We start from the raw sequence: 20,045 nt of genomic DNA on the forward strand, positions 1-20,045 counted from the left end.
ATGACCGACATCAAGGCCGTGGCCGAAAAAGGTACCGACAGCGCCGTGGCCGTCCTGCTGCCGCGCATGTCCAACAACGAAAAACTGATGCAGATCGTCGTGCCTTTGGTGGCCCTGGCTCTGGGCATCGCCGCCTGGCAATGGATCGTCACCGCCAACGGCATCCCCAAATATATCCTGCCCGGCCCGGGCGACGCGGCGGTCGCCTTGTTCACCGATTCGGCGACGCTGTGGCCCGCGCTTTGGGTGACCGTGCGCATCACCTTCATGGCACTGGCCATCGCTTTGGTGGGCGGCGTCACGCTGGCCATCATCATCGTACAGTCCAAATGGCTGGAACTGGCGCTCTCGCCATTCACCGTCATCCTGCAGGTCACCCCGATCATCGCCATCGCCCCGCTGATCCTGATCTATGCGCCAGATACGCAAAGCGCGCTGATGATCTGTGCCTTTCTGGTAGCCTTTTTTCCCATCCTCTCTAACATGGTGCAGGGCCTCAAAAGCGTCGACCATAACCTGCTCAACCTGTTCGAGCTCTATGGCGCCAATGGCTGGCAGACGCTGGTGTTTCTCAAAATCCCCGCCTCCATGCCCTATTTCATGGCCGGCCTGCGCATTGCCGGCGGCCTGTCGCTGATCGCCGCCGTGGTGGCGGAATTTGCCGCGGGCTCGGCCGGGCAAGGCTCGGGCCTGGCCTTCCGGTTGCTGGAAAGCCAATATCGGCTCAACCTGCCGCGCATGTTCGCGGCGCTGATCATGCTGTGCGGCACCGGCATCGCCATTTATGGGCTGACCTCTTTCATTTCCTGGCTAACGTTGCATCGCTGGCACGAAAGTGCCATTCGGCGGGAGAACTGAGCGTGCCAAACCCCTCCTCCTTCCCCGCCAGCGGCAGCTTCGTCCTCAAAAACGCCACCCTCCCCGTTGCCGCCATGGGCCAGCGCGGCGGCCGCGTCGAACAGCACGATATTGCGGTTGTCGACGGCCTGATCGCCGCCATCGCGCCCAGCGTGGACGCACCCGACAACGGCAAAATCTATGACTGCGACAATGGCCTGGTCCTGCCTGCCTTCGTCGATATCCACACCCATCTCGACAAGGGCCATATCTGGCCGCGCAAGGAAAACCCGGACGGCACCTGGATGGGCGCCCTGCTCGCCGTGCAGTCCGACCGCGAAAACATGTGGGCTGCCGCTGATGTCGAACGGCGCATGGATTTCTCCCTCCGCTGCGCCTATGCCCATGGCACCGCCGCCATCCGCACGCATCTCGATTCCGCGCCGCCCCAGCATGAAATCAGCTGGGCGCTATTCGAAAAGATGCGTGGCAGGTGGGCCGACCGCATCGAGTTGCAAGCCGTGGCGATCATCGGCCCCGATACCATGGTCGATCCGGTGGCGCTTGATACCATTGCGCGACAGGTGAAGTCGTCCGGCGGCCTGCTCGGTGGCTCGGTGGCGGTCTATGACCGCTCGAAAGAAGCCATGCTCGCCGTGGTGGAAAAGGCCGGCGATCTTGGGCTTGATCTCGATCTGCACACCGACGAGACCGGCGACCCCGCCGCTCACGCCCTGCTGCATCTCGCCGAAGCAGTGCTGGAAACCGGCTACAAGGGCAAGGTCATGGCCGGCCATTGCTGCGTTCTGACGGTGCAGGACGAGCGCACCGTCAAGACCACCATCGACAAGGTCGTTGAAGCCGGCATCGCCATTGTCTCGCTGCCCATGTGCAATATCTACCTGCAGGATCGCGACAACGGCAACGGCGCGGTGCGGACGCCGCTCCGCCGCGGCGTCACCCTGCTCAACGAATTCAAGGCGGCCGGCGCCACGGTCGCCATCGCCTCGGACAATACGCGCGACCCGTTCTACGCCTATGGCGATCTAGACGGCGCCGAAGTGTTCCGCGAGGGCGCCCGCATCCTCCATTTCGATCATCCGCAGGACCAGGCCTGGGACTGGGTCCGCGCCGTCGGCGGCGCCCCCGCCACGCATGGCGAGTTCATGTACAAGGCCAAGATCGCCGTCGGCCAGCCCGCCGATTTCGTCATCTTCCGTGCCCGCGCCTGGAGCGAACTGATGAGCCGGCCGCAATCCGACCGCATCGTCATCCGCAAAGGCCTGCCGGTCGACACCACCCCGCCCGATTATCGCGAACTCGACGACCTGATGGGACGCCCACAATGAGCATTGCCGCCTTCCGCGCCGACCTCGGCGACATTCCGGTTGAAGACCATCCCCGCATCGTGCAGCAGCGCAGCCGAGACCATTACTGGTATTCGCCCGTGCTCAAGGCCAAGCTCGATCACGTCACCGCCGAAATCGTCGTCTCGCCGCGCACGAACGCGGAGGTCAAGACCATCCTCGCCGCCGCCTACAGGCACAATGTGGCCATCACCCCGCGCGGCGCCGGCACCGGCAATTACGGCCAGGCCATGCCGCTCGCCGGCGGCGCCATGCTCAACCTGATGACCATGGACCAGGTGCTCGAAATCAGGCCGGACCGGGTCCGCGCCCAGGCCGGCGCCATTCTCGAGCAGATCGATCACCAGACCAAGACCGCCGTCGGTGGCGAATTGCGCTTCCACCCCTCGACCTATCGCATGGCGAGTCTTGGCGGCTTCATCGCCGGCGGTTCGGGCGGCGTCGGCTCGGTGCGCTGGGGCGGGTTGCGGGCCCTGGGCAGTATTCTGGGCCTCAAGGTCATCACCTGCGAAGCCGAGCCGCGCGAACTCGATCTCAAGGGCGAGGACATCCTCAAGGTCGCCCACGCCTATGGCACCAATGGCATCATCGTCGAAGCCGAAATGCCGCTGACCACCAGCTATGACTGGGTCGACATGATGGTGGGCTTCGACGACTTCATCGATGCCTGCCGCTTTGGCCAATCCGTGGCGCTGCAGGATGGCCTCCTCGTCAAGGAAGTCTCGCCCTGCGCCGCGCCGATCCCCGAGGCGTTCTTTGCCCGCCACAAACCCTATATCAAGGACGGACAGTCCGTCGTGCTGCTGATGGTCGCTCCCGTCGCCCTCGAGGCGATGACGCTGTTCGTCAACCATCACCATGGCGACATGCTATACCGCGCCGACGAAGCAACGCCCGAAGAGCTCAAGCGCCTGCCCCCGATCTACGAGCTGGCCTGGAACCACACCACGCTGCGGGCGCTCAAGATCGATCCGACCATTACCTATTTGCAGACCCGCTATCCAACCTTGGCGCATGTGGAAAAGATCGTCGCCCTGCTCGGCGACGAATTGCCCATGCATATCGAGATCACGCGGCAGGATGGCGAGGTGACCTTCGCCGGCCTGCCCATGGTGCGCTACACCAGCGAGGCGCGGCTCGACGAAATCGTGCGCATCCACGAGGACAATGATTGCGCCGTGTTCAATCCCCATCGCTACACGCTCGAGGAAGGCGGCATGAAAAAGACCGACCGCAAGCAGCTCGCCTTCAAGCAGGAGGCCGATCCCAAGGGCATGCTCAATCCGGGCAAAATGATCGCCTGGGAAAATCCCGATTTCGATTTTAACGCCGGCAAGGCCTGGCTGTTCGACGGCCTCAATCCGGTCAACGCCGCCTGATGCGCGTCCATGTCATCCATGCCCATCCCGTCGAGACCAGCTATAACCGCACGCTGTTCAACACCGTCATCGAAGCGCTGACGGCTAGCGGCCACACCGTCGATGCGCTTAATCTTTATGACGAGGCTTTCCCCGCCACGCTCAGCCGCGAGGAACGCCTCAACTATCACGAGGTGCCGGGCAATCTGACCCCTGCGGTCAAGCCCTATGTCGATCGCCTGATGACCGCCGATGCGCTGGTCTTCGTCCACCCGGTGTGGAACTACGGCTACCCTGCCATCCTCAAGGGCTATTTCGACCGGGTGTTCCTGCCCGGCGTCTCCTTCATCCTCGAAGGCGGTGGCGACCGTGGCAAGCTGTTGCCCAACCTCACCCACATCAAGAAAGTCGCCTTCGTCACCACCTATGGCGGCAATCGCTGGCGCACCATGGTCATGGGCGACCCACCGCGGCGCCTGGCGCGGCGTTGGGCCTGGGTGACCTTTCGAACCAGGACGCCGCCGCGCTACCTGGCGCTCTATGACATGAACAACAATACGCCCGAACGACTGACCGGCTTTATCGAGAAGGTCAAAGCCGAGATGCAGCAATTCTAGTTGCAACCTGGCGATGACTGAACGGCTGGAAGCCGAACTCGGAGGCGAAGCGCGGATTGACCATGCGGCAGGCCTGGAAAGCCCTGGTTCGGTCACAAACCCGCCACTCCGGTCGTCAACGCACTTGCAACCGGCAAGTGGGTGGTAATTTGATCGAGCAGACAGCCTCAATGAAGCTCTTCGAGGCCGAGCGACATCGATTGCGTGGCGTTGCTTATCGTTTGTTGGGATCGGCCGCAGATGCGGAAGACGCGGTTCAGGAAACATGGCTGCGTTTGCAGACAGCCGACATAGAGGCAATTCACAACCCTCGCGCTTGGCTTACGACAGTCGTTTCGCGGATCGCCATCGATATGCTCCGAGCCCGTGAGCGCCGCCAAGAGATCCACGACGACCAGTTGATCGTGGTACAGCGCGGGGATGCACGCAGCCATCTGGACCCGGAAGACGAAGCCTTGTTGGCAGAATCGATCGGGATTGCGATGCTGGTGGTACTGGATCGGTTGAAACCTGCGGAACGCGTGGCGTTTGTTCTGCACGATTTTTTCGCACTTCCCTTCAAGGACATCGCGACCATCATTGCTTGCTCTCCAGACGCGGCGCGCCAGCTTGCCAGTCGAGGCCGCCGCGCCATCCAGGGAACCCAAAACGAGGGCACAAGCGCGAACCTTGCGCAACAGCGAGACCTTGTTGAGGCATTTTTCGCCGCATCCCGCGGCGGTGACATGGCGGCCTTGATTAGAGTTCTCGATGCCAATGTCACCTTGACTGTCGATCCAGTTCTCGGCGGCCGGCATACCGTCCGTGGGGCGGATGCCGTGGCGCGGCGAGCTCGACTGGGTGCCGCTCACCAGCGTGCCGCTCAGGTCATGCTGGTGAATGGCCGGGCCGGCATCATCGTCGCGCCGAACGGCAAGCCAGGCTTGGCAATGACCTTCCTTACCTCAGGTTTCAAGATCACGGAAATCACCATCCTGGCCGAACCGCGTGCCTTGACTCGGCTCCAGCTGACTGTCCTCGACTAGTCAACACGTTACGCCAATTCGAGCCGTTCGGGCTGTCGCAGCAGGCACACATCGCCAACCATCAGCGACATGCCACCGGAAAGTGTCGCTGCAAGAGATCCGACTTGTTCCAACGGCGGAAGTCGGATCTCTCAGGGCAGCGATAGCGAACTGGCAGTGACGTGATCTATGACAAAAACGGGATTAGGCCGTGCCGGACGATCCGCGTTTGTCTGGAGTGATCGTTCCAGCAAAAGCTACGGCCAGACTACCGCGTTGGCGCCTGATCTCACCAATAGACCGCGCAGGGCCGGATTTCCACTGCACCACCAAGCCGCGCTGCTGGAACACGGCCCGCGAGTTCAACGGCTTCGTCAAGACTGGCGGCGTCAAAGATCATGAAGCCGCCGACCGCTCCCGCAACGCCGACATATGGTCCGTTGGTGGTGACGATCTTCCCATCCTGGACGGTCACTGTCTTGGCGTCGTCGGGCAGTCCCAACGGAGGTCCAGGCGTGACCTGCGGTGTAGAGCTAACCGCGCCATACTCTGCCGCGATCGCGGCGTGTTCTTCGGCAGGCAGCGACTTGGGATCGAAAGGAAATGGCTGGTAGATCATCAGGACGAATTTCATGATTGCGGTTCCACGGTGAAAGATGTGTCCGTCCCTCGCTCAGATCGAGGGCGTACCCACCATTGACGTACCGACCAGAGCTAATGTGACCAGATAGCCCAACTCCTCCAAAAAGCCGGGACGGATGCCGCTTCCGAACGAGCCCGGTCGAAAAGCTGACATCGCCGATTGGCAAATTCGGTTGGGGAACGGACTGACTGCCATCCTGAATGTGAATAGCTGTTGCGGCTTCCGAAGTTGATTACTGGACCCGCAGTGCAAACAACATCAGCCGGACCAATTCGTCTTCGACCTCGGCAGATTGCAGCACCGCAGACCCGTTGCGGCCCAGGGCCAGGACCGCCCCGATGACAGCGCCCAACGTGGCGTGAGCGGTGATCGAATCCACCGCATCGGTTTCGGGCGGCACCACGTGCTGCATCAGGAGCGGCATCAGCCGGTCACCGACCTGCATGGCCGCATTGATCATATCCTGGTCGGAAAACAGCAATTCCATCATGGCTCGCTGCAGGCCACGCCGGTCGTCGAAAGGGCGTAGCGCGGTGCGCAGAATAGTACGGATCAATTGATCTGCCGGCAGGGGAGTCTCAACCGCAAGCAGCCGCCGCAATTGTTCTTCCTGCTTGCGTGTTTCTCGAATGACAAGAGCCTGCAACAAGGACTGCTTGTTGGGAAAGTAGCTATAAAGCGTTCCGATCGAATAGCCTGCTTTTTCGGCCACCCGATTGGTGGTGAAACGAGTAGCGCTTTCCGCCTCGACAATCCGGGCAACGGCTTCGAGGATCGTCTCCACCGTTGCCACGGAGCGTGACTGCGACGGCGTACGGCGCCTGTTTTGCACTGTTCGCGACACGCAGCCTGTCTCCGGAAAATTTTGGTCCGCCCTGCGAAATGCCGGAAGGCTCGCCGTCATTGGTATCACTCTCCCATGCGCGGCGCAAAGACGAGCCGCCGCCGTTTGGACGAACGACAGACCCGCACGAACGTCTAGAAAAATGAGACTAATCAAAATGTTATAGCGGAAGAAACCGCCAACCAGCATCCGGCGGGAACGCGAGTAGCGCCAAGGCGCGGCGTCTCGCACCATATCGGCCAAGATGAACCCTGAAGGACACATCATGCTTCCGATCGCGATCGTTCTGGCTGCATTGGCAGCCACACCGGCAAGCGCCCAAACCAATGCGTCGGCACGCTGCGCCGAGGACCTCAACGCCGATGCCCTCGCCATTTTCGAGGCGAGCGCGCCAGCCATAGCAGAAGGCCGTGAGCTCCAAGCTGTTGTAACCGGCACAGCCCGCCAACTGGTGATGAGCGGCAAGATCGACATGAGTGCGGCGCCCGACAATGCAGTCAAGGCCGGCCAATGCTTGCGCCTGCTCTAAGGTGATCCAGATCATGCGCATTGCTCTTGTCTGCAACGATACGCGCGGCGGCATCCAGCCCTATGTCGCGCTCGCAAAGGGCCTGCGCGATGCTGGCCATACGGTTCGGGTGATTGCGCCGGGTGCCTTTTCGGCAATGGTGCTGGGCGCGGGCCTGCCAATGGCACCGCTGTCCGGCCATTCCGAGGATTTGCTCCGAACCGGCGGTGCCGAGCGCGGAACACTGGCCGCCATTCGCATGATGCGCCAGCACATGCCGCGGATGATGGCCAATTGGACGGTCGAGACGCTGGATGCCTGTGCCGATATGGACATGATGGTCGGCGGCGTCGGAGGCATGGTCATCGGATTGGCCGTCGCAGAAAAGCTGGGCATTCCGTTTATCGCGGCTCACCTGCAACCTATAGCGGCGCCTTCATCGGCTTATCCCGGCGTGCTGCTGGCCAACGTGCCGGACTGGCTTGGTCCATTGGGTCGCCGGGCCAGCCATTCTTTCAGCGATGCTGCACTCTGGATGTCGTTCAAACCCGTCATGGCAAGAACACGGCGCCAAGCCCTGGGCCTCACCGGACGGCCAAAACCTGCTGACGACCGGTTGGCACTTTACGGCTTTAGTAACCACGTCGTGCCGATGCCTCCGGCGCCCAATCGCCACGTTACCGGCTATTGGCCTTTGGCCGCGCCGGCGGACTGGCAACCACCGGCCGATCTGCTCGCATTCCTGGCGCAGGACGGCCCGGTGATCAGCATCGGCTTTGGCAGCATGGCCAACCAGGATGCTGGCGCGGTCACCGAGCTGGTTCTCGGCGCCGTGCGAGATGCCGGGACACGCGCGGTGTTGCTGTCGGGTTGGGGCGGTCTTCGCCATGCCGACAGCCAAGAAAACGTCTTCTGGGCGGATGCCCTGCCGCACGACTGGCTGTTTCCGCGGATGACTGCCATCGTCCATCACGGCGGCGCCGGAACAACCGGGGCAGCCCTGACTGCGGGCAGGCCTTCCATCATCATTCCATATGCCGTGGATCAACCCTTCTGGGCCAGCCGCGTCGTGGCGATGGGCGTTGGTCCGAAGCCGGTTCCGCGCCGCCGACTGACCCGCAAAGCACTTGCCACGATCATTGCAGAAGCCATTGGCAACCATGACATGCAGCGACGCGCGGCAGACCTGGGCGCGCTCCTGCGCCAGGAAAATGGAGTTCACGGCGCTGTTACACGTCTCGGCGAGCTTAAATTGAGCCGGACCTGGACCAATAACCAAAATTAAGACCATGCCACCCCGGAAAAAGGGCTATTGACCTTGCCATGGGTTGCTCGATAGGCGCCGGGGAGCACTGCGCCCATGCCGGTCATCGAGATCACTCCCGCAGGTTCCAGACGTGGACGCCGATACCGGAACGAAAAGCATGCGCCTTCTGACAGGAAGAGTTTCAGCAAGCTGCTTCGGCGCCTTGGCAAACCGCCGCCCATTCCCGTCAGATCAGGCCGGAAGCACCGGGAGCCAGATCCGGATTTTTTCTTAACGCCGCGCCGTCCTCGCCCGGTGGCTTGCCATACATCCGGCGGTACTCGCGACTGAACTGGGACGGGCTATCGTAACCGACGGCAAGACCGACCTCGGCGACATCTTCTCTCGCCGCCATCAGGCGTGCCCGCGCCGCCTGCAGGCGAAGCTGCTTCTGGTATTGAATCGGGGTCAGCGATGTGACGATACGGAAATGCCGGTGCAGTGACGTCACGCTCATGCCGGCGATCTCGGCCAGGTGTTCGATGCGAACCGTTTCGGCGAAATGGTGGCGCAACCAGCGCACCGCCCGCCCGATTTGCGACATGCGGCTATCGGCCAGGCCAATCTCGCGAACCAACCTGCCTTGCGGGCCATTGATCAGCCGCCACAATATTTCGCGCTCGATGGCAGGGCCCAGCACGGGCATGTCGGACGGGCAGTCCAACAGACGCAGCAGGCGTACGACGCTATCGAGCAGATCGCCCGACAGATCGCTGACGGCTATGCCGGGCCGGTCATCGCTCACCAGCCGCCGGCTGCCCGATTCAAGCAACAGGCTGGCAATGGCCTCCGCTTTCAAGATCAGGCCAAATCCCAGATAGGGCCGTTCAGCACTTGCCTCAACCACATACGCATCGGCTGGCAAATCCACCGACACGATCAGAAATTGGCCGGCACGATAATCAAAGGTCTGCTGGCCGACCTCGACGCGTTTGGCGCCTTGGGCAATCAGCGAAAAGATGGGCTCGACGACGACTGGGCATGGCAAGGTCGGCCCGGATTTGATCCCGAGAATAAAACCGGGCATCCCGCGCAGCGGCCATGCGTCGGGCCCGGCATGCCGTGCGATCAGCGTCACCAATTCAGCAAGCGAAACGGTCGTCATGCGCCCAATGTCACACGTCCGGCAGATGCTGTCACCTGCCGGATTTGTCCAACATTGGCAGGATCGTGCATTAATTTGGCAGCATCAGTCTAACTATGGCCTCGGGCGCGTGATTTAACCTTCTGCTGGAGCCATGGACATGGCCAATTTTGGCGTCTGATCAGCCAGGCAACCTACAGGCTCTTCGTGCCTTCTCGAACAGAGGATGAAAAAATGTCACTTGATAAATACATTACCCTTGGCCGCTCGGGCCTGCGCGTCAGCCCGCTTTGCCTGGGCACCATGACGTTCGGCGAGGACAATGGCTGGGGCAGCAGCGTCGAAGAGTCGGGTCAAATTCTCGACCGATTCATTGAATTGGGCGGGAACTTCATCGACACCGCCAACGGCTATACCAAGGGCCATTCCGAAAAGATCATTGGCGACCATGTCGGCCACAACGCCGCCAAGCGCGACCGCCTGGTCATCGCGACCAAGTTCAGCAGTAATCTCTATCTTGGCGATCCGAACGCCGGCGGCTCGGGGCGTAAATCGATCATAGCCGCGTGCGAGCAGTCGCTCCGGCGGCTCCAGACCGATTATATCGACCTCTACTGGCTCCACAATTGGGACGTCCACACCCCGATCGAGGAGACCATGGCAGCGCTTGAGGACCTCGTGCGTGCCGGTAAGGTGCGCTATGTCGGCGTGTCAGATACCCCGGCCTGGAAGGTTGCGCAGGCCAATGTCATCGCCCAGTTCCGCGGCTGGTCGGCGTTCGTCGGCTTGCAGATCGAGTATTCGCTGCTCGAGCGGTCGGTCGAAGCCGAACTGGTCCCGATGGCAACCGAGTTCGGCCTCGGCATCACACCGTGGTCACCGCTCAAGGGCGGCGCGCTCAGCGGCAAATACACCCGCGACAGCGCCGACCGGATAAAGCCTGATCGCACCTTCCTCGTCTCCAATGCTCTGAACGACAAGACCTATGCGCTCATCGATGAACTGGAGCAGATCGCCGAGGCGCATGAGAGTTCCGTAGCCGCCGTGGCGCTCGCCTGGGTGCAAGCCCAGGCAGGCGTGACCTCGACAATCATCGGTGCACGGCGGCTGGCGCAGCTTGAAAGCAACGTGAAGGCGCTCGATGTCAAGCTGACCGAAGACGATCTTGCCCATCTCGACGGGCTCACCAAGCCAACGTTCGGCTTCCCCCAGAGCATGGAGCCGTTCTTTCCTGCGATCCACAATGGTGGCACGTCGGTCAACGGTGTTCAGGCGCCGCCAATGCTCATCCAGCCTGGCGAAAAGCCGTACTGAGATCAAGACCTGCGCATACGCCGCTAGCGGCGTGTGCGCAGGTCCCGATTGAATAAAACGTATTCGAGGGGGCAATGACCGGTTCAGCTATTTCATTGCGTCGCCCTCGGTATAAAATTCGTCAAGCTGCCGAAATTGACGCAACCGCAACTCTGCACACCCCTTCGCCACACCTTCGCGTCATGATCGGTCATGGGTGGCCTGTCATTGGCGCAGGTCGGCGCGATGCTAGGTCACAAATCAACACAAACCGCCCTTCGCTATGCAGACCATGCGGTCGAAACACTAAGGGGTTACAGCGAACAGACGAGTACCGCACTCGCAGCGATGAGGGCCCCTCGCTCACTTCTCGTCGATAGGAATAGTCAAGATTGAGCTTTGCTTTTGATCCTTATAGGCCTCGCACCAACCATCGCGACCTCAACTGCGGCCAGAATGTTAGAATTCGAAGTCTTCCAGCCCCTCACATTCTCACCTAGTCTAATTGTGAACATGGCATCCGTCTTCAAGTTCTTGCTGACGACTAGAAAATTTTGACTGCGTCCACCGTGGTCACCATAAACATTATGGGCTTTACGCAGGCTTTCGAGGCGCTGTCGAGTTGCGTTAAACATCATGTTAACGTTGGGAAAAGCGCGCCCGGCAGTGACGAATTTCTGGACCTAGAGAGCGCATTACAAAACAGCCAACAACCGATGTTGGCGACTTATCTGTGCGACGTGTCGGCTACGGCCTTGACCGGTTTGCCGGACATTTCAGGCGAAAATAAATCGACGAGGATGACCTTGTCGGTCGATGCGAGTGGTCAGTTGCATGTGAACGGTACCACCATTGTGCCGCAATACGCTGATCCCCCACCCAGCGACGGCGCTCCCATCGCTGTCGTCGCATAATCCGCCAATCCGCCGCAAGCAGTTCGGGCGTGCCAGCGACTATGCCGGGTATGAGCGAAGAAAGCGTGCAAGCGCTGCAAGCTGGTATCAACATGATGCTCGGACAAGCCTTCCAAGGGCGCGGCCGCTACATGGTGATCTCGCTCAACGACACGGTGCAGTTTTTCGACCTGTCGCCGGACGGTCAGATGGTCAACACCAGCGCGTCCAATTGCGCTCGCGTACAGTGATAGCGCAGCGAGGGCAATGAGGGTCATGGAGGACGACGATAGCGGCTTTGGGCTGATCTTCTGGATTGCGGTCATCGCAGGTGCCATCTACCTCATACCAACATTTATTGCCTTCGGTCGACGCCATCCCAACCGGTGGCTCATTATGGTGATCAATGTTGCCTTCGGGTGGAACCGCGATCGGTTGGCTGGGCTCACTGGTTTGGGCGTTCCAGGCCGTGCATCGCAGTGAAGGGGGCAGCCACGGCGGCGAGAGCGGCATCAACCTGTTCGCCAACGATGCGGTAATCGTGCGAGAGGAACCAAGATCGCTGCAACCCGCCGACAATGACCCTGCAGAAAAGCTGCAACGGCTCACGCACCTGTTTGATGGCGGGTCGCTCAGCGCCGAAGAATATGCGGCTATGCGCCGGCCTATCGTTAACCCGCTAATGGATTAGCTGCGAATGCATATCGTTCATGTTGAGGGTACCTTAACGCTGACCTTGACTGGGACATAGTGGAACAGCGTAAAAAATCGACAACGAAATGCTGTCTTACTTAGTCAGTAACCTACTTTGACAATTTGATTGGCCGTCACAGGTCGCTCAAGCCCTTTTCCATTCAATGTGTAGATTTGTAGTTCAGTGATCACCCCCCGCGAGTAAAATACGAGTAACTCAATACTGTCGTCCGGATCGGTAGAACCTTCGACTTTTGCTGTCGCAACACCTACCGCTCCACTAAGGTCAGCCTGTCTTGGTTGATCAGGCCCTTCCCAAAAACGGAGAGAGCCGAACTTGTCCAGGATAGAGACTTTGTACAGCGATGCCGTAACGTCAAATTCGTCCCGAGCATCCCTCTCCTGCGATAAAACCGCACTAACAAGTTGTATCTCTTGGGCAGTGAGCGCACGTTTATCAGATTTCATATCGTGTCCTTTATTTAGTTTGGGAATGTTGTTCCAATACTTATTGTGCCATTAGACAGTACAAACCCTCGATAATGAACGTCATTCGCTTGACCGGCAAAGTTCGTACCTGGTACGAATGGCCCAAATAAACCCACGCATTGGCGAATGGTGGAAAGCACTCGTGGTCTATATTGCCAACCCCAGTGTCTCAGGCCATGTTGTTGAATAATTATTAGTTGAAGGCCGAGAGGGTCTATTCGTTGTAGGGGATCATTAGCCACATACGCATACCGGCTCGGTCCATCAACCAACCCAGCCGGGTCCGGCTGCGTGTACCTCGCCGTGGTCGGATCGTATTGCCTGAACCAGTTGTAATGGAGCCCGCTCTCGCCCTGGAACAGCTGCCCGGGGAACCGCAAATCGAGATCGACCGAGCCGCTATAATTGATCACCCCACCGAAGGGCGACCAGATGACATCGGCGACGACGCTCTTGCTGGCATCGGTCAGTATGATCGGGCGGCCGATGTGGTCAGTCGTCATATAGTAGGTGTCGGCAGGCGTACCGGGGTCGATAATCGCCACGGGCATATCGCCCAACCAGACATATTCCCGCTTGAGGTCGCCCGTCGTGCCGTCGAACTCGGCAATGACATGACCGTCCTGATCGTAGAAATAGACTGTGACATTATGTTATTGCTCGCTAACAAGCAATAAGCACTCCCCGTGGAATTGCCCACTTGGGGCTATTTCACTTGCCTGCATCACTAAACGCTATGCTCCATCGATTTCTCAATGCCGCTGAGCAGAATTGAGGTAAGTTTCCCACGAAATTCTTTCAGAGAAAATGCGGTATCTGCGCTGGTTATATCTAAACGCCACGACAGATGAATTTTTGACCCTCCGTCGAATTCAATAACTATTTTTTTCTCTGCCGCTTCGACTAAATTTATTATGTCAATTACGATCTGGCCGTCGATAAATTCGAGCGCCTTATTGATCCCGTCGACCGGAGACACGCCCCCATGGACTGTTTCGCCCTCGATAATCTCCCAGTCGCAATCCTGTATCCACAACTGATAATCCCCTACGAGCCAAACTCGCCTTTTTCGAAGCAGCTTAACAACTGATGGAATTGTGCTCTTGATGTCAGACTGCGGTTCTCTAATGTTAAGATGCGGCTCCCCAAACTCAATCGTTAGGTAATTTCCCAGTCCTCTCTTAGAGCCCCAAGCCAATTTGCCTTTTATGTCCTCTAGCAATTTCAAATCCTCAACAACCACAGTTTGGGAACATGGAAATCGCAGTCTCCATAATCTCTTGGTAGCTAAAATTCATCCCGGAGATTTCATCATGAAGGCGACGCCGCTGATCTTTGTTCAAACCAAGTTGTTTGCAAACGTCGTTAAATTGTTTGTTCTGAGCCTGATTGTTCCTGGGGGTACCCTCTAATCCTTGAGGATCAATCTGCTGCAGCGGATCATTTCCAACATAGGCGTATCGGCTCGGCCCATCAACCAGCCCCAGCGGATCAGGCTGCGTATAGCGCGCCGTGGTTGGATCATGCTGGCGTTACGTGTCCATGGTTCGACATCATAATTCGGCCGAAAAACTTGCAGAGTTTTCGTTAGGAAATAACGCTCCAAATAGACGCCAGAACTAAGATTCGAGCCAATTCGGAAGATCAAGTCCTCCCGCCTCCCTCCATTCATCAACGTCATTCGGTTCAAAATACGGAAATTCCTGATAGATTTCGGCAATTATGTCAGTACTAATGGCCCCCATTATGCTGGCGACTTTTTGTTTGTAGATTACGAATTCAGATTCACTCATTTGATTTTGCATTTTGGCGACCGAGTTATTCAGCAAGGCCATTGCCCGGATCATTGTTCGAAGGATTTCAGTACCGTGTTCTGTGTTCATCATTTTCTACCTGAGCCAATCCTTGAAAGGTTGTCCCGCCATGCATTGATTCATACACCGCGCGAATGCCATTCCATAGTCTCCTGTTGGGAGGGCAACATCAGAACAATAACGAATACAGTTGTTTTTAGTAATTGCTTCCGGAAACGGCACCATGGCAGCACCGACACACATGGGCGCGGTCATCTCGGATCGCGTAGAGGATATTGTGACGCCAGGTCGTGGCATATTTATCGTAACTGCACGTCCTTGAAAATCAATCCGTTGCAGCGGATCATTCCCAACATAAGCATACCGGCTCGGCCCGTCGACTAGCCCCAGCGGATCAGGCTGTGTATAGCGTGCCGTGGTCGGATCATACTGGCGGAACCAGTTGTAATGCAGCCCGCTTTCGCCCTGGAACAATTGCCCGGGAAACCGCAAATCCAGATCGACCGAGCCGCTATAGTTGATCACTCCGCCGAAGGGCGACCAGATGACATCGGCGACGACGCTCTTGCTGGCATCGGTCAGTATGATCGGGCGGCCGATGTGGTCAGTCGTCATATAGTAGGTGTCGGCAGGCGTACCGGGGTCGATAATCGCCACGGGCATATCGCCCAGCCAGACATATTCCCGCTTGAGGTCGCCCGTCGTGCCATCGAACTCCGCGATGACGTGCCCGTCCTGGTCGTAGAAATAGACCGTAACGCCGTTGGCCGTGGAGTTGGTCACCGAGCGGATGACCAGTTGCCCCCGCGCATTGTAGATGTATTCGCCCCGTAGGGCGCCAGCGGTGGTCACTGAACTCATGCGGTGGGCGTCGTTGTAGCCGTAGGTCGTGGCGGTGCCGCTGAGGGTATCGCTGAGCGTATTGCCAGCAGCATCGTAGGTGAAGGAGCGCACAGGAACGCCATTGCGGGAAATTTGTAGGGTGAAAGCCAAAGGCTGCGACATCACCAGATCAGACAGCGGCAAGTTAGCTTGACGTGCGGAAAAGACGGAAGCTGAAGCTATCGGGGGGATTGGTGACAAATATCCCGCAGTTAGATCATTGACTCTAAATTTTTCCGCGTTTTAAGAACTGCGGTGATACAAAGTGGTTATTTGCTGCTGGTAAATCGGCTCCACAACTTTGTCCAACTCACATTGTCACTGGGATCGCCGGCCGACGTCCACTGTTGAGCCGGCCCTCGGTCGCAACAAAGCGGGGATATCCATAGGCCGTTGGCAATGATGGATGCGGCCGGGCAACCAAACGCATTGAACCCAAAGTTAGGAAAGCGTTCACCAAGCCGGGTTACTGCTTATTCACTATTAAAAGCAGGTGTGTCATGGCGCGATCTTTTCTGAGTCTAGCGGTCGTTCTGTGCTCATGCGCGACAGCATTGGCTGGCCCCATGCCGACCCTGCCGGACCTTCCGCCATTGCCGGAAAATTATGCACCAGCCGGTGGTGTTGGTGGCCTTTATGCCGGGATTGTTGGCGGCTTCTCAACCAATGATACTGGGCGTGGTGTCATCGGCGTCGTGGCCGGAACAGCCGTGGTGGGGGATACAGTGGTATTTGGGCTCGAAGGCATGGGTCTGATCGAGGATGGATCGTCCTCCCTCGAAGCTGGACTGCGGCTGGGTTTGCCAGTGACTGACAGCGTCAGGATTTTTTCGCAAGCCAGCCTCGGTGCTGACAGCGCCGACGGCGCGTTCGCTGGATTGGGGGCAAGCGTGGACTATCTGTTCAGCGACAGCCTGACTTTGCGTGGGCAGTACCGCCACGCTTTTGACCTGTCCGGAGACGCGGACCAGGACCTGCTGTTGATCGGGATTGTCTTCAACTTCTAGAATCATTGCGTCAGCATTCATCCTTCATCAGCAGGTCACGGCGCACTGTCCTCTCATTGGAGGATGGTTATGGCTACTGGATCCGTTTTCACCCTATGCGTAGGGCTAGCTTTCTGCTGCCCAAGCCTTGCTCAAGCGGATGAATGGCAGGTGACGCGTCTGCGCGGTGGCGTTTTTGTACTCACCGACGGGCAGTGGACCCAACTCAATCGTGGCAGCATCGTCAGTGACGAGCGGGTTATCAAAAGCGCTCCAGGCAGCCGGGCCACGTTCGTCCGCAACGCCGAAACCATCGAAATTGGCCCCCATACGACAATCCAGATCGAGGATGCCGGCGGGTTTACAACGGTCTACAACCATGAGGGCGTCGTCGGCATCGACGCCGAGGCCCGCAATGTTCAGCATTTTGCCGTCCAAACCGCCTATCTGGCCGCGGTCGTCAAGGGCACGGCTTTTGTTGTGCGGTCCGATGCTGCGCACAGCACCGTGGCCGTAACACGCGGCACGGTGGAGGTGGACGACGCGGTTTACGACACCTCGATCAACCTTCCTGCTGGACAGGAAGTATCCTCAGGCTCCGAGCCGATCACGGTGGATCAGGTCGTGCCGATTTCGCGGACTTTACCGCCCTCACCCACCCCTGCGGTTGCGGCTGCCGCAACCGCCGCGCCGCAGACCAATCCGGTTCCGGAAGGCGACAAACCATCGAGCGCCACTGACGCCGGCACCACCCCCGGCCAATCTGGCAACGACACCAAAGGCGGCAGCGATACCAGTGGCAGTAGCAACGGCGGCAGTGGCAGCAACGGGAATAGCGGCAGCGGCAACAGCGGGAGCGGCAACGGAAATAGCGGCAACAGCGGCATCGGCAGCGGTAGCAGCAACGGCAACGGCAACGGCAACAATGGGAGCGCCAATGGCAATAGCGGGAACGGGAACGGGAACGGGAACGGGAACGGGAACAACGGGAATGGGAATGGGAATGGCGGAAACAAAGGGAACGAGAAAAAGGATTGAAAGTCCTCCGCCCGGCAACTAGAGCGGCCCTGCGGCGCCTTGTCGTCTGTGGATTGACGGCCGTGGCGTTCGGCTGCGCGGCGCTGGGCGTCTTTGGCCCGCTCGACCAAACCCTGCGCGACTGGCGCTTTCGGCTCACCGATCGCGCTCCGAGCCACGATACGGTTTTTTTGGAGATCGACAGCGCCAGCCTGGCTGCGATCGGGACTTGGCCCTGGCCGCGGCAAATCTACGCGCAAATCCTCGACCGGCTAACCGCACTGGGCGCGGCTGAAGTCGTTTTCGACATCGATTTCAGCTCGGCCTCGACCGAAGCGGGAGACGCGGCCCTCGAGGCGGCCCTTGAGCGCGCGGGAGGGTACGCCTACCTCGCGGCTTTCCAGCAGATCGACGCGGATGGCCGGCTGACGCTCAACAGGCCATTGCCCAGATTTGCGCGATTCAGCGATCCAGTGCTGGTCAATGTCGACGGCGACGGGACGGGACTGCTGCTGTCAGTGCCCAGTTCCTTGCCCGAGCAGGCCATTCCATCCGTAGCCCGGGTGCTGGCCCCCCAATCGAACGCTCCCGGCCCCAGCATCACCATCGATTTCGGCATCGACCTCAACGCCATCAAGCGTCTGCCGGTGGAGGACTTACTGGAAGGCTCAGACTTGCCTCCAGACCTGTTTCAAAACAAGCAGGTGGTCATCGGCGCCACGGCAATCGAGCTGCGCGACTTTTTCCGAGTGCCGCGTTTCGGGGTCGTGCCCGGACCATTGGTCCAATTGGCTGCGACGGAAACTCTCAAGGCCGGCCGGTCGCTGAACGATCTGGGGGTCGGCCCAGGAGCCATCGTAGCGTGCCTTGCCACATTGCTGTTCCTGACCACGAGAAGACAACGGCCGGTCTGGCAGGTCGCCATTGGTGCGGCAGTGATCGGCATGCTTGCGGAGCTGTTCGCCTGGCTGCTCCTCCGCGATGGCCGGATTGTTATCGATATCAGCGTGGTGCATGCCAGCCTCGTGGCGCTGACGCTGTTGTCGGTCATGGAAGACCGGGCCCATCTCTGGCGCCGGTCGCGTCGCCAACGATCGCGCCTGCGCTACCTGGCCCGTCATGATACCTCCACCGGTGCCTTCAATCGCGAGGCTTTTCTCGACACCCAACGCGGCGGCAAGGCTGACATCGTCGTGCTGCAGTTGCTGCGGTTCGATGGTGTCGCTACCTGCCTTGGCCATCATGTGGCCGAACGCGTTGCGGGCGAGGTCAAGGTCCGGCTTGCAAAGCTGGCTCGATCGAAGCCGGCACGATTGAACGCCGACAGCTTTGCCCTTCCCTGGTCCGGCGACTTGCAGCCGCTGCTGGCGTTCTTGGATATTCCAATCCTGGCTGACGGGCACAGCGTCATTCTCGGCATGGCCTTGGGTGTTGCCGCTTTCGACAGCCAGATTCCCGACGCCGAACGGCTTCGTCGCGCTGAGATCGCCCTGCTCAAGGCGCGCCAGAGCGGCAAGGACGTGGTCCATTTTGAAGCCAGCCAGAGCGCGGAAATCGAGCAACGTCGATCGCTGGACATCGCCTTGCGCCAAGCGGTCGTTCGGCAGGAGTTCTTGGTCCTGTTCCAGCCTCAGGTCGATCTGAAGACGGGCAGGCTCCTGGGGGCGGAGGCCTTGGTTCGTTGGCAAAACCCGACGCTGGGCATGGTTTCGCCGGCTCGGTTTATCCCCTTGGCGGAAGAGACGGGCCTCATCGTTGAGCTGGGCGACTGGGTAATGCAGCAATCGTGCCGGCAGGCCGCGCACTGGCATCCGGACCTGACCATTTCGGTCAATGTCTCGGCAGTGCAATTCAAGCTGGCCGATGTTGCCGGTTCGGTTCAGCGGGCCGTGGCAATCTCGGGCCTATCTCCCCACCGCCTCGTCATCGAGATTACCGAAAGCCTCTTTGTTGATAACGCTGTCACCACCGTTGCGGCGCTGGAAACGTTGCGGGCGATGGGCTGTACGATCGCCTTGGACGACTTCGGCACGGGTTATTCTTCGCTGAGCTATCTGGCGCGGCTACCCGTCGACGAGATCAAGATCGACCAATCGTTTGTGAGGGCTTTGCCGGATCTGCACCACCAAGCCATCGTGGAAACCATCGTGCTCATGGCCAAGCGGTTGGGTAAGGTTGTCGTCGCTGAGGGGGTCGAGACTGACGAGCAGCGCGCGTACCTTGCGGGCATCGGCTGTGACGTGGCGCAAGGATACCTTTTCGGACGTCCAGGCGACGCGGCCCAGATGTTGGCCTACCAGCCAGGTCTAACGGCAGCTTAGCCATGATCCTCCCTAGCTGCGAAGAGCCCGAAATTGTCGTTCACCTGAAAACGCCCCAACGCGCAACAAGGTCGGCGAGCTTGACAGCA

The 20,045-nt window shown here is 59.3% G+C and carries 23 protein-coding genes and 1 pseudogene; 15 read left to right on the forward strand and 9 right to left on the reverse strand.

Going from position 1 to position 20,045, the window contains the following annotated elements; genetic code table 11:
- The 5 genes from ACFE8X_RS10325 to ACFE8X_RS10345 all read left to right on the forward strand — a co-directional run bounded on the left by ACFE8X_RS10325 (position 1) and on the right by ACFE8X_RS10345 (position 5,204).
- Positions 1 to 858 carry an ABC transporter permease gene (locus tag ACFE8X_RS10325; protein ID WP_375451383.1) on the forward strand — a complete coding sequence of 286 codons (858 nt, stop codon included), beginning with the start codon at positions 1 to 3 and terminating at the stop codon, positions 856 to 858.
- Between the two features lie 2 nt (positions 859 to 860).
- A complete protein-coding gene (locus ACFE8X_RS10330) occupies positions 861 to 2,186 on the forward strand; it encodes a cytosine deaminase (protein ID WP_375451384.1) in 1,326 nt (441 codons plus the stop codon).
- A complete protein-coding gene (locus ACFE8X_RS10335) occupies positions 2,183 to 3,583 on the forward strand; it encodes an FAD-binding oxidoreductase (RefSeq protein ID WP_375451385.1) in 1,401 nt (466 codons plus the stop codon). Before ACFE8X_RS10330 ends, ACFE8X_RS10335 begins: the two co-directional genes overlap by 4 nt.
- Positions 3,583 to 4,179, forward strand: coding sequence for an NAD(P)H-dependent oxidoreductase (locus ACFE8X_RS10340; protein ID WP_375451386.1), 597 nt, complete (start codon positions 3,583 to 3,585; stop codon positions 4,177 to 4,179). Before ACFE8X_RS10335 ends, ACFE8X_RS10340 begins: the two co-directional genes overlap by 1 nt.
- 149 nt (positions 4,180 to 4,328) lie before the next feature.
- Positions 4,329 to 5,204 carry a sigma-70 family RNA polymerase sigma factor gene (locus ACFE8X_RS10345; RefSeq protein ID WP_375451387.1) on the forward strand — a complete coding sequence of 292 codons (876 nt, stop codon included), beginning with the start codon at positions 4,329 to 4,331 and terminating at the stop codon, positions 5,202 to 5,204.
- Positions 5,205 to 5,472: 268 nt separating this feature from the next.
- On the opposite strand, the gene ACFE8X_RS10350 is transcribed toward ACFE8X_RS10345, so the two are convergent.
- On the reverse strand, positions 5,473 to 5,817 hold the full coding sequence (locus tag ACFE8X_RS10350) for a YciI family protein (protein WP_375451388.1): 345 nt from the start codon (positions 5,815 to 5,817) through the stop codon (positions 5,473 to 5,475).
- Positions 5,818 to 6,058: 241 nt separating this feature from the next.
- Positions 6,059 to 6,904, reverse strand: a complete 846-nt coding sequence (locus ACFE8X_RS10355; RefSeq protein WP_375451447.1) for a TetR/AcrR family transcriptional regulator — start codon at positions 6,902 to 6,904, stop codon at positions 6,059 to 6,061.
- Between the two features lie 31 nt (positions 6,905 to 6,935).
- Between ACFE8X_RS10355 and ACFE8X_RS10360 the strand changes: the two genes are divergently transcribed.
- Positions 6,936 to 7,199, forward strand: coding sequence for a hypothetical protein (locus tag ACFE8X_RS10360; protein WP_375451389.1), 264 nt, complete (start codon positions 6,936 to 6,938; stop codon positions 7,197 to 7,199).
- A gap of 13 nt (positions 7,200 to 7,212) precedes the next feature.
- On the forward strand, positions 7,213 to 8,463 hold the full coding sequence (locus ACFE8X_RS10365) for a glycosyltransferase (protein WP_375451390.1): 1,251 nt from the start codon (positions 7,213 to 7,215) through the stop codon (positions 8,461 to 8,463).
- Between the two features lie 208 nt (positions 8,464 to 8,671).
- Here ACFE8X_RS10365 and ACFE8X_RS10370 read toward each other — a convergent pair whose 3' ends face one another.
- A complete protein-coding gene (locus ACFE8X_RS10370; RefSeq protein ID WP_375451448.1) occupies positions 8,672 to 9,562 on the reverse strand; it encodes an AraC family transcriptional regulator N-terminal domain-containing protein in 891 nt (296 codons plus the stop codon).
- Between the two features lie 240 nt (positions 9,563 to 9,802).
- Between ACFE8X_RS10370 and ACFE8X_RS10375 the strand changes: the two genes are divergently transcribed.
- The 5 genes from ACFE8X_RS10375 (at position 9,803) to ACFE8X_RS10395 (ending at position 12,445) form a co-directional block, all read left to right on the forward strand.
- Complete coding sequence (locus ACFE8X_RS10375) at positions 9,803 to 10,882, forward strand: aldo/keto reductase (protein ID WP_375451391.1); 1,080 nt, start codon at positions 9,803 to 9,805, stop codon at positions 10,880 to 10,882.
- Positions 10,883 to 11,415: 533 nt separating this feature from the next.
- Positions 11,416 to 11,775 carry a hypothetical protein gene (locus ACFE8X_RS10380; protein ID WP_375451392.1) on the forward strand — a complete coding sequence of 120 codons (360 nt, stop codon included), beginning with the start codon at positions 11,416 to 11,418 and terminating at the stop codon, positions 11,773 to 11,775.
- A gap of 50 nt (positions 11,776 to 11,825) precedes the next feature.
- Positions 11,826 to 12,005 (forward strand): hypothetical protein, encoded by a 180-nt coding sequence (locus ACFE8X_RS10385; RefSeq protein WP_375451393.1) that lies wholly within the window; start codon positions 11,826 to 11,828, stop codon positions 12,003 to 12,005.
- A 25-nt stretch (positions 12,006 to 12,030) separates the two neighbouring features.
- Positions 12,031 to 12,237 carry a superinfection immunity protein gene (locus ACFE8X_RS10390; protein ID WP_375451394.1) on the forward strand — a complete coding sequence of 69 codons (207 nt, stop codon included), beginning with the start codon at positions 12,031 to 12,033 and terminating at the stop codon, positions 12,235 to 12,237.
- Complete coding sequence (locus ACFE8X_RS10395) at positions 12,161 to 12,445, forward strand: hypothetical protein (RefSeq protein WP_375451452.1); 285 nt, start codon at positions 12,161 to 12,163, stop codon at positions 12,443 to 12,445. The genes ACFE8X_RS10390 and ACFE8X_RS10395 overlap by 77 nt, the downstream gene beginning before the upstream one ends.
- A gap of 104 nt (positions 12,446 to 12,549) precedes the next feature.
- On the opposite strand, the gene ACFE8X_RS10400 is transcribed toward ACFE8X_RS10395, so the two are convergent.
- The 6 genes and pseudogenes from ACFE8X_RS10400 to ACFE8X_RS10425 form a co-directional block, all read right to left on the reverse strand.
- Positions 12,550 to 12,915 carry a hypothetical protein gene (locus ACFE8X_RS10400; RefSeq protein ID WP_375451395.1) on the reverse strand — a complete coding sequence of 122 codons (366 nt, stop codon included), beginning with the start codon at positions 12,913 to 12,915 and terminating at the stop codon, positions 12,550 to 12,552.
- A gap of 14 nt (positions 12,916 to 12,929) precedes the next feature.
- Positions 12,930 to 13,487 (reverse strand): RHS repeat-associated core domain-containing protein, encoded by a 558-nt coding sequence (locus ACFE8X_RS10405; protein ID WP_375451449.1) that lies wholly within the window; start codon positions 13,485 to 13,487, stop codon positions 12,930 to 12,932.
- Positions 13,488 to 13,663: 176 nt separating this feature from the next.
- Positions 13,664 to 14,158 (reverse strand): hypothetical protein, encoded by a 495-nt coding sequence (locus ACFE8X_RS10410; protein ID WP_375451396.1) that lies wholly within the window; start codon positions 14,156 to 14,158, stop codon positions 13,664 to 13,666.
- A 10-nt stretch (positions 14,159 to 14,168) separates the two neighbouring features.
- Positions 14,169 to 14,456: pseudogene (locus ACFE8X_RS10415) on the reverse strand (RHS repeat-associated core domain-containing protein); the annotation flags it as partial.
- 99 nt (positions 14,457 to 14,555) lie between these two features.
- On the reverse strand, positions 14,556 to 14,822 hold the full coding sequence (locus tag ACFE8X_RS10420; RefSeq protein WP_375451397.1) for a hypothetical protein: 267 nt from the start codon (positions 14,820 to 14,822) through the stop codon (positions 14,556 to 14,558).
- Between the two features lie 3 nt (positions 14,823 to 14,825).
- Entirely contained in the window at positions 14,826 to 15,755 is a 930-nt protein-coding gene (locus ACFE8X_RS10425; RefSeq protein ID WP_375451398.1) for an RHS repeat domain-containing protein, read from the reverse strand.
- Between the two features lie 443 nt (positions 15,756 to 16,198).
- Between ACFE8X_RS10425 and ACFE8X_RS10430 the strand changes: the two genes are divergently transcribed.
- The 3 genes from ACFE8X_RS10430 to ACFE8X_RS10440 all read left to right on the forward strand — a co-directional run bounded on the left by ACFE8X_RS10430 (position 16,199) and on the right by ACFE8X_RS10440 (position 19,956).
- Positions 16,199 to 16,639: a hypothetical protein gene (locus tag ACFE8X_RS10430; RefSeq protein WP_375451399.1), complete on the forward strand. Its 441-nt coding sequence runs from the start codon at positions 16,199 to 16,201 to the stop codon at positions 16,637 to 16,639.
- A 69-nt stretch (positions 16,640 to 16,708) separates the two neighbouring features.
- On the forward strand, positions 16,709 to 17,656 hold the full coding sequence (locus tag ACFE8X_RS10435; protein WP_375451400.1) for a FecR domain-containing protein: 948 nt from the start codon (positions 16,709 to 16,711) through the stop codon (positions 17,654 to 17,656).
- On the forward strand, positions 17,653 to 19,956 hold the full coding sequence (locus ACFE8X_RS10440; protein ID WP_375451401.1) for a putative bifunctional diguanylate cyclase/phosphodiesterase: 2,304 nt from the start codon (positions 17,653 to 17,655) through the stop codon (positions 19,954 to 19,956). Before ACFE8X_RS10435 ends, ACFE8X_RS10440 begins: the two co-directional genes overlap by 4 nt.
- Positions 19,957 to 20,045 lie beyond the last annotated feature (89 nt).

Origin of the sequence: uncultured Devosia sp., assembly GCF_964244875.1 — a bacterium.
Classification (GTDB): Bacteria; Pseudomonadota; Alphaproteobacteria; order Rhizobiales; family Devosiaceae; genus Devosia.

Excerpts from the sequence above, each read along its gene's own strand:
- ACFE8X_RS10325 (WP_375451383.1), top strand. The coding sequence starts at position 1 with ATGACCGACATCAAGGCCGTGGCCGAAAAAGGTACCGACAGCGCCGTG.
- ACFE8X_RS10335 (WP_375451385.1), top strand. The coding sequence starts at position 2,183 with ATGAGCATTGCCGCCTTCCGCGCCGACCTCGGCGACATTCCGGTTGAA.
- ACFE8X_RS10340 (WP_375451386.1), top strand. The coding sequence starts at position 3,583 with ATGCGCGTCCATGTCATCCATGCCCATCCCGTCGAGACCAGCTATAAC.
- ACFE8X_RS10350 (WP_375451388.1), bottom strand. The coding sequence starts at position 5,817 with ATGAAATTCGTCCTGATGATCTACCAGCCATTTCCTTTCGATCCCAAG.
- ACFE8X_RS10355 (WP_375451447.1), bottom strand. The coding sequence starts at position 6,904 with ATGGTGCGAGACGCCGCGCCTTGGCGCTACTCGCGTTCCCGCCGGATG.
- ACFE8X_RS10360 (WP_375451389.1), top strand. The coding sequence starts at position 6,936 with ATGCTTCCGATCGCGATCGTTCTGGCTGCATTGGCAGCCACACCGGCA.
- ACFE8X_RS10365 (WP_375451390.1), top strand. The coding sequence starts at position 7,213 with ATGCGCATTGCTCTTGTCTGCAACGATACGCGCGGCGGCATCCAGCCC.
- ACFE8X_RS10375 (WP_375451391.1), top strand. The coding sequence starts at position 9,803 with ATGTCACTTGATAAATACATTACCCTTGGCCGCTCGGGCCTGCGCGTC.
- ACFE8X_RS10385 (WP_375451393.1), top strand. The coding sequence starts at position 11,826 with ATGAGCGAAGAAAGCGTGCAAGCGCTGCAAGCTGGTATCAACATGATG.
- ACFE8X_RS10390 (WP_375451394.1), top strand. The coding sequence starts at position 12,031 with ATGGAGGACGACGATAGCGGCTTTGGGCTGATCTTCTGGATTGCGGTC.
- ACFE8X_RS10395 (WP_375451452.1), top strand. The coding sequence starts at position 12,161 with ATGTTGCCTTCGGGTGGAACCGCGATCGGTTGGCTGGGCTCACTGGTT.
- ACFE8X_RS10400 (WP_375451395.1), bottom strand. The coding sequence starts at position 12,915 with ATGAAATCTGATAAACGTGCGCTCACTGCCCAAGAGATACAACTTGTT.
- ACFE8X_RS10405 (WP_375451449.1), bottom strand. The coding sequence starts at position 13,487 with ATGCCCGTGGCGATTATCGACCCCGGTACGCCTGCCGACACCTACTAT.
- ACFE8X_RS10420 (WP_375451397.1), bottom strand. The coding sequence starts at position 14,822 with ATGATGAACACAGAACACGGTACTGAAATCCTTCGAACAATGATCCGG.
- ACFE8X_RS10425 (WP_375451398.1), bottom strand. The coding sequence starts at position 15,755 with ATGTCGCAGCCTTTGGCTTTCACCCTACAAATTTCCCGCAATGGCGTT.
- ACFE8X_RS10430 (WP_375451399.1), top strand. The coding sequence starts at position 16,199 with ATGCCGACCCTGCCGGACCTTCCGCCATTGCCGGAAAATTATGCACCA.
- ACFE8X_RS10435 (WP_375451400.1), top strand. The coding sequence starts at position 16,709 with ATGGCTACTGGATCCGTTTTCACCCTATGCGTAGGGCTAGCTTTCTGC.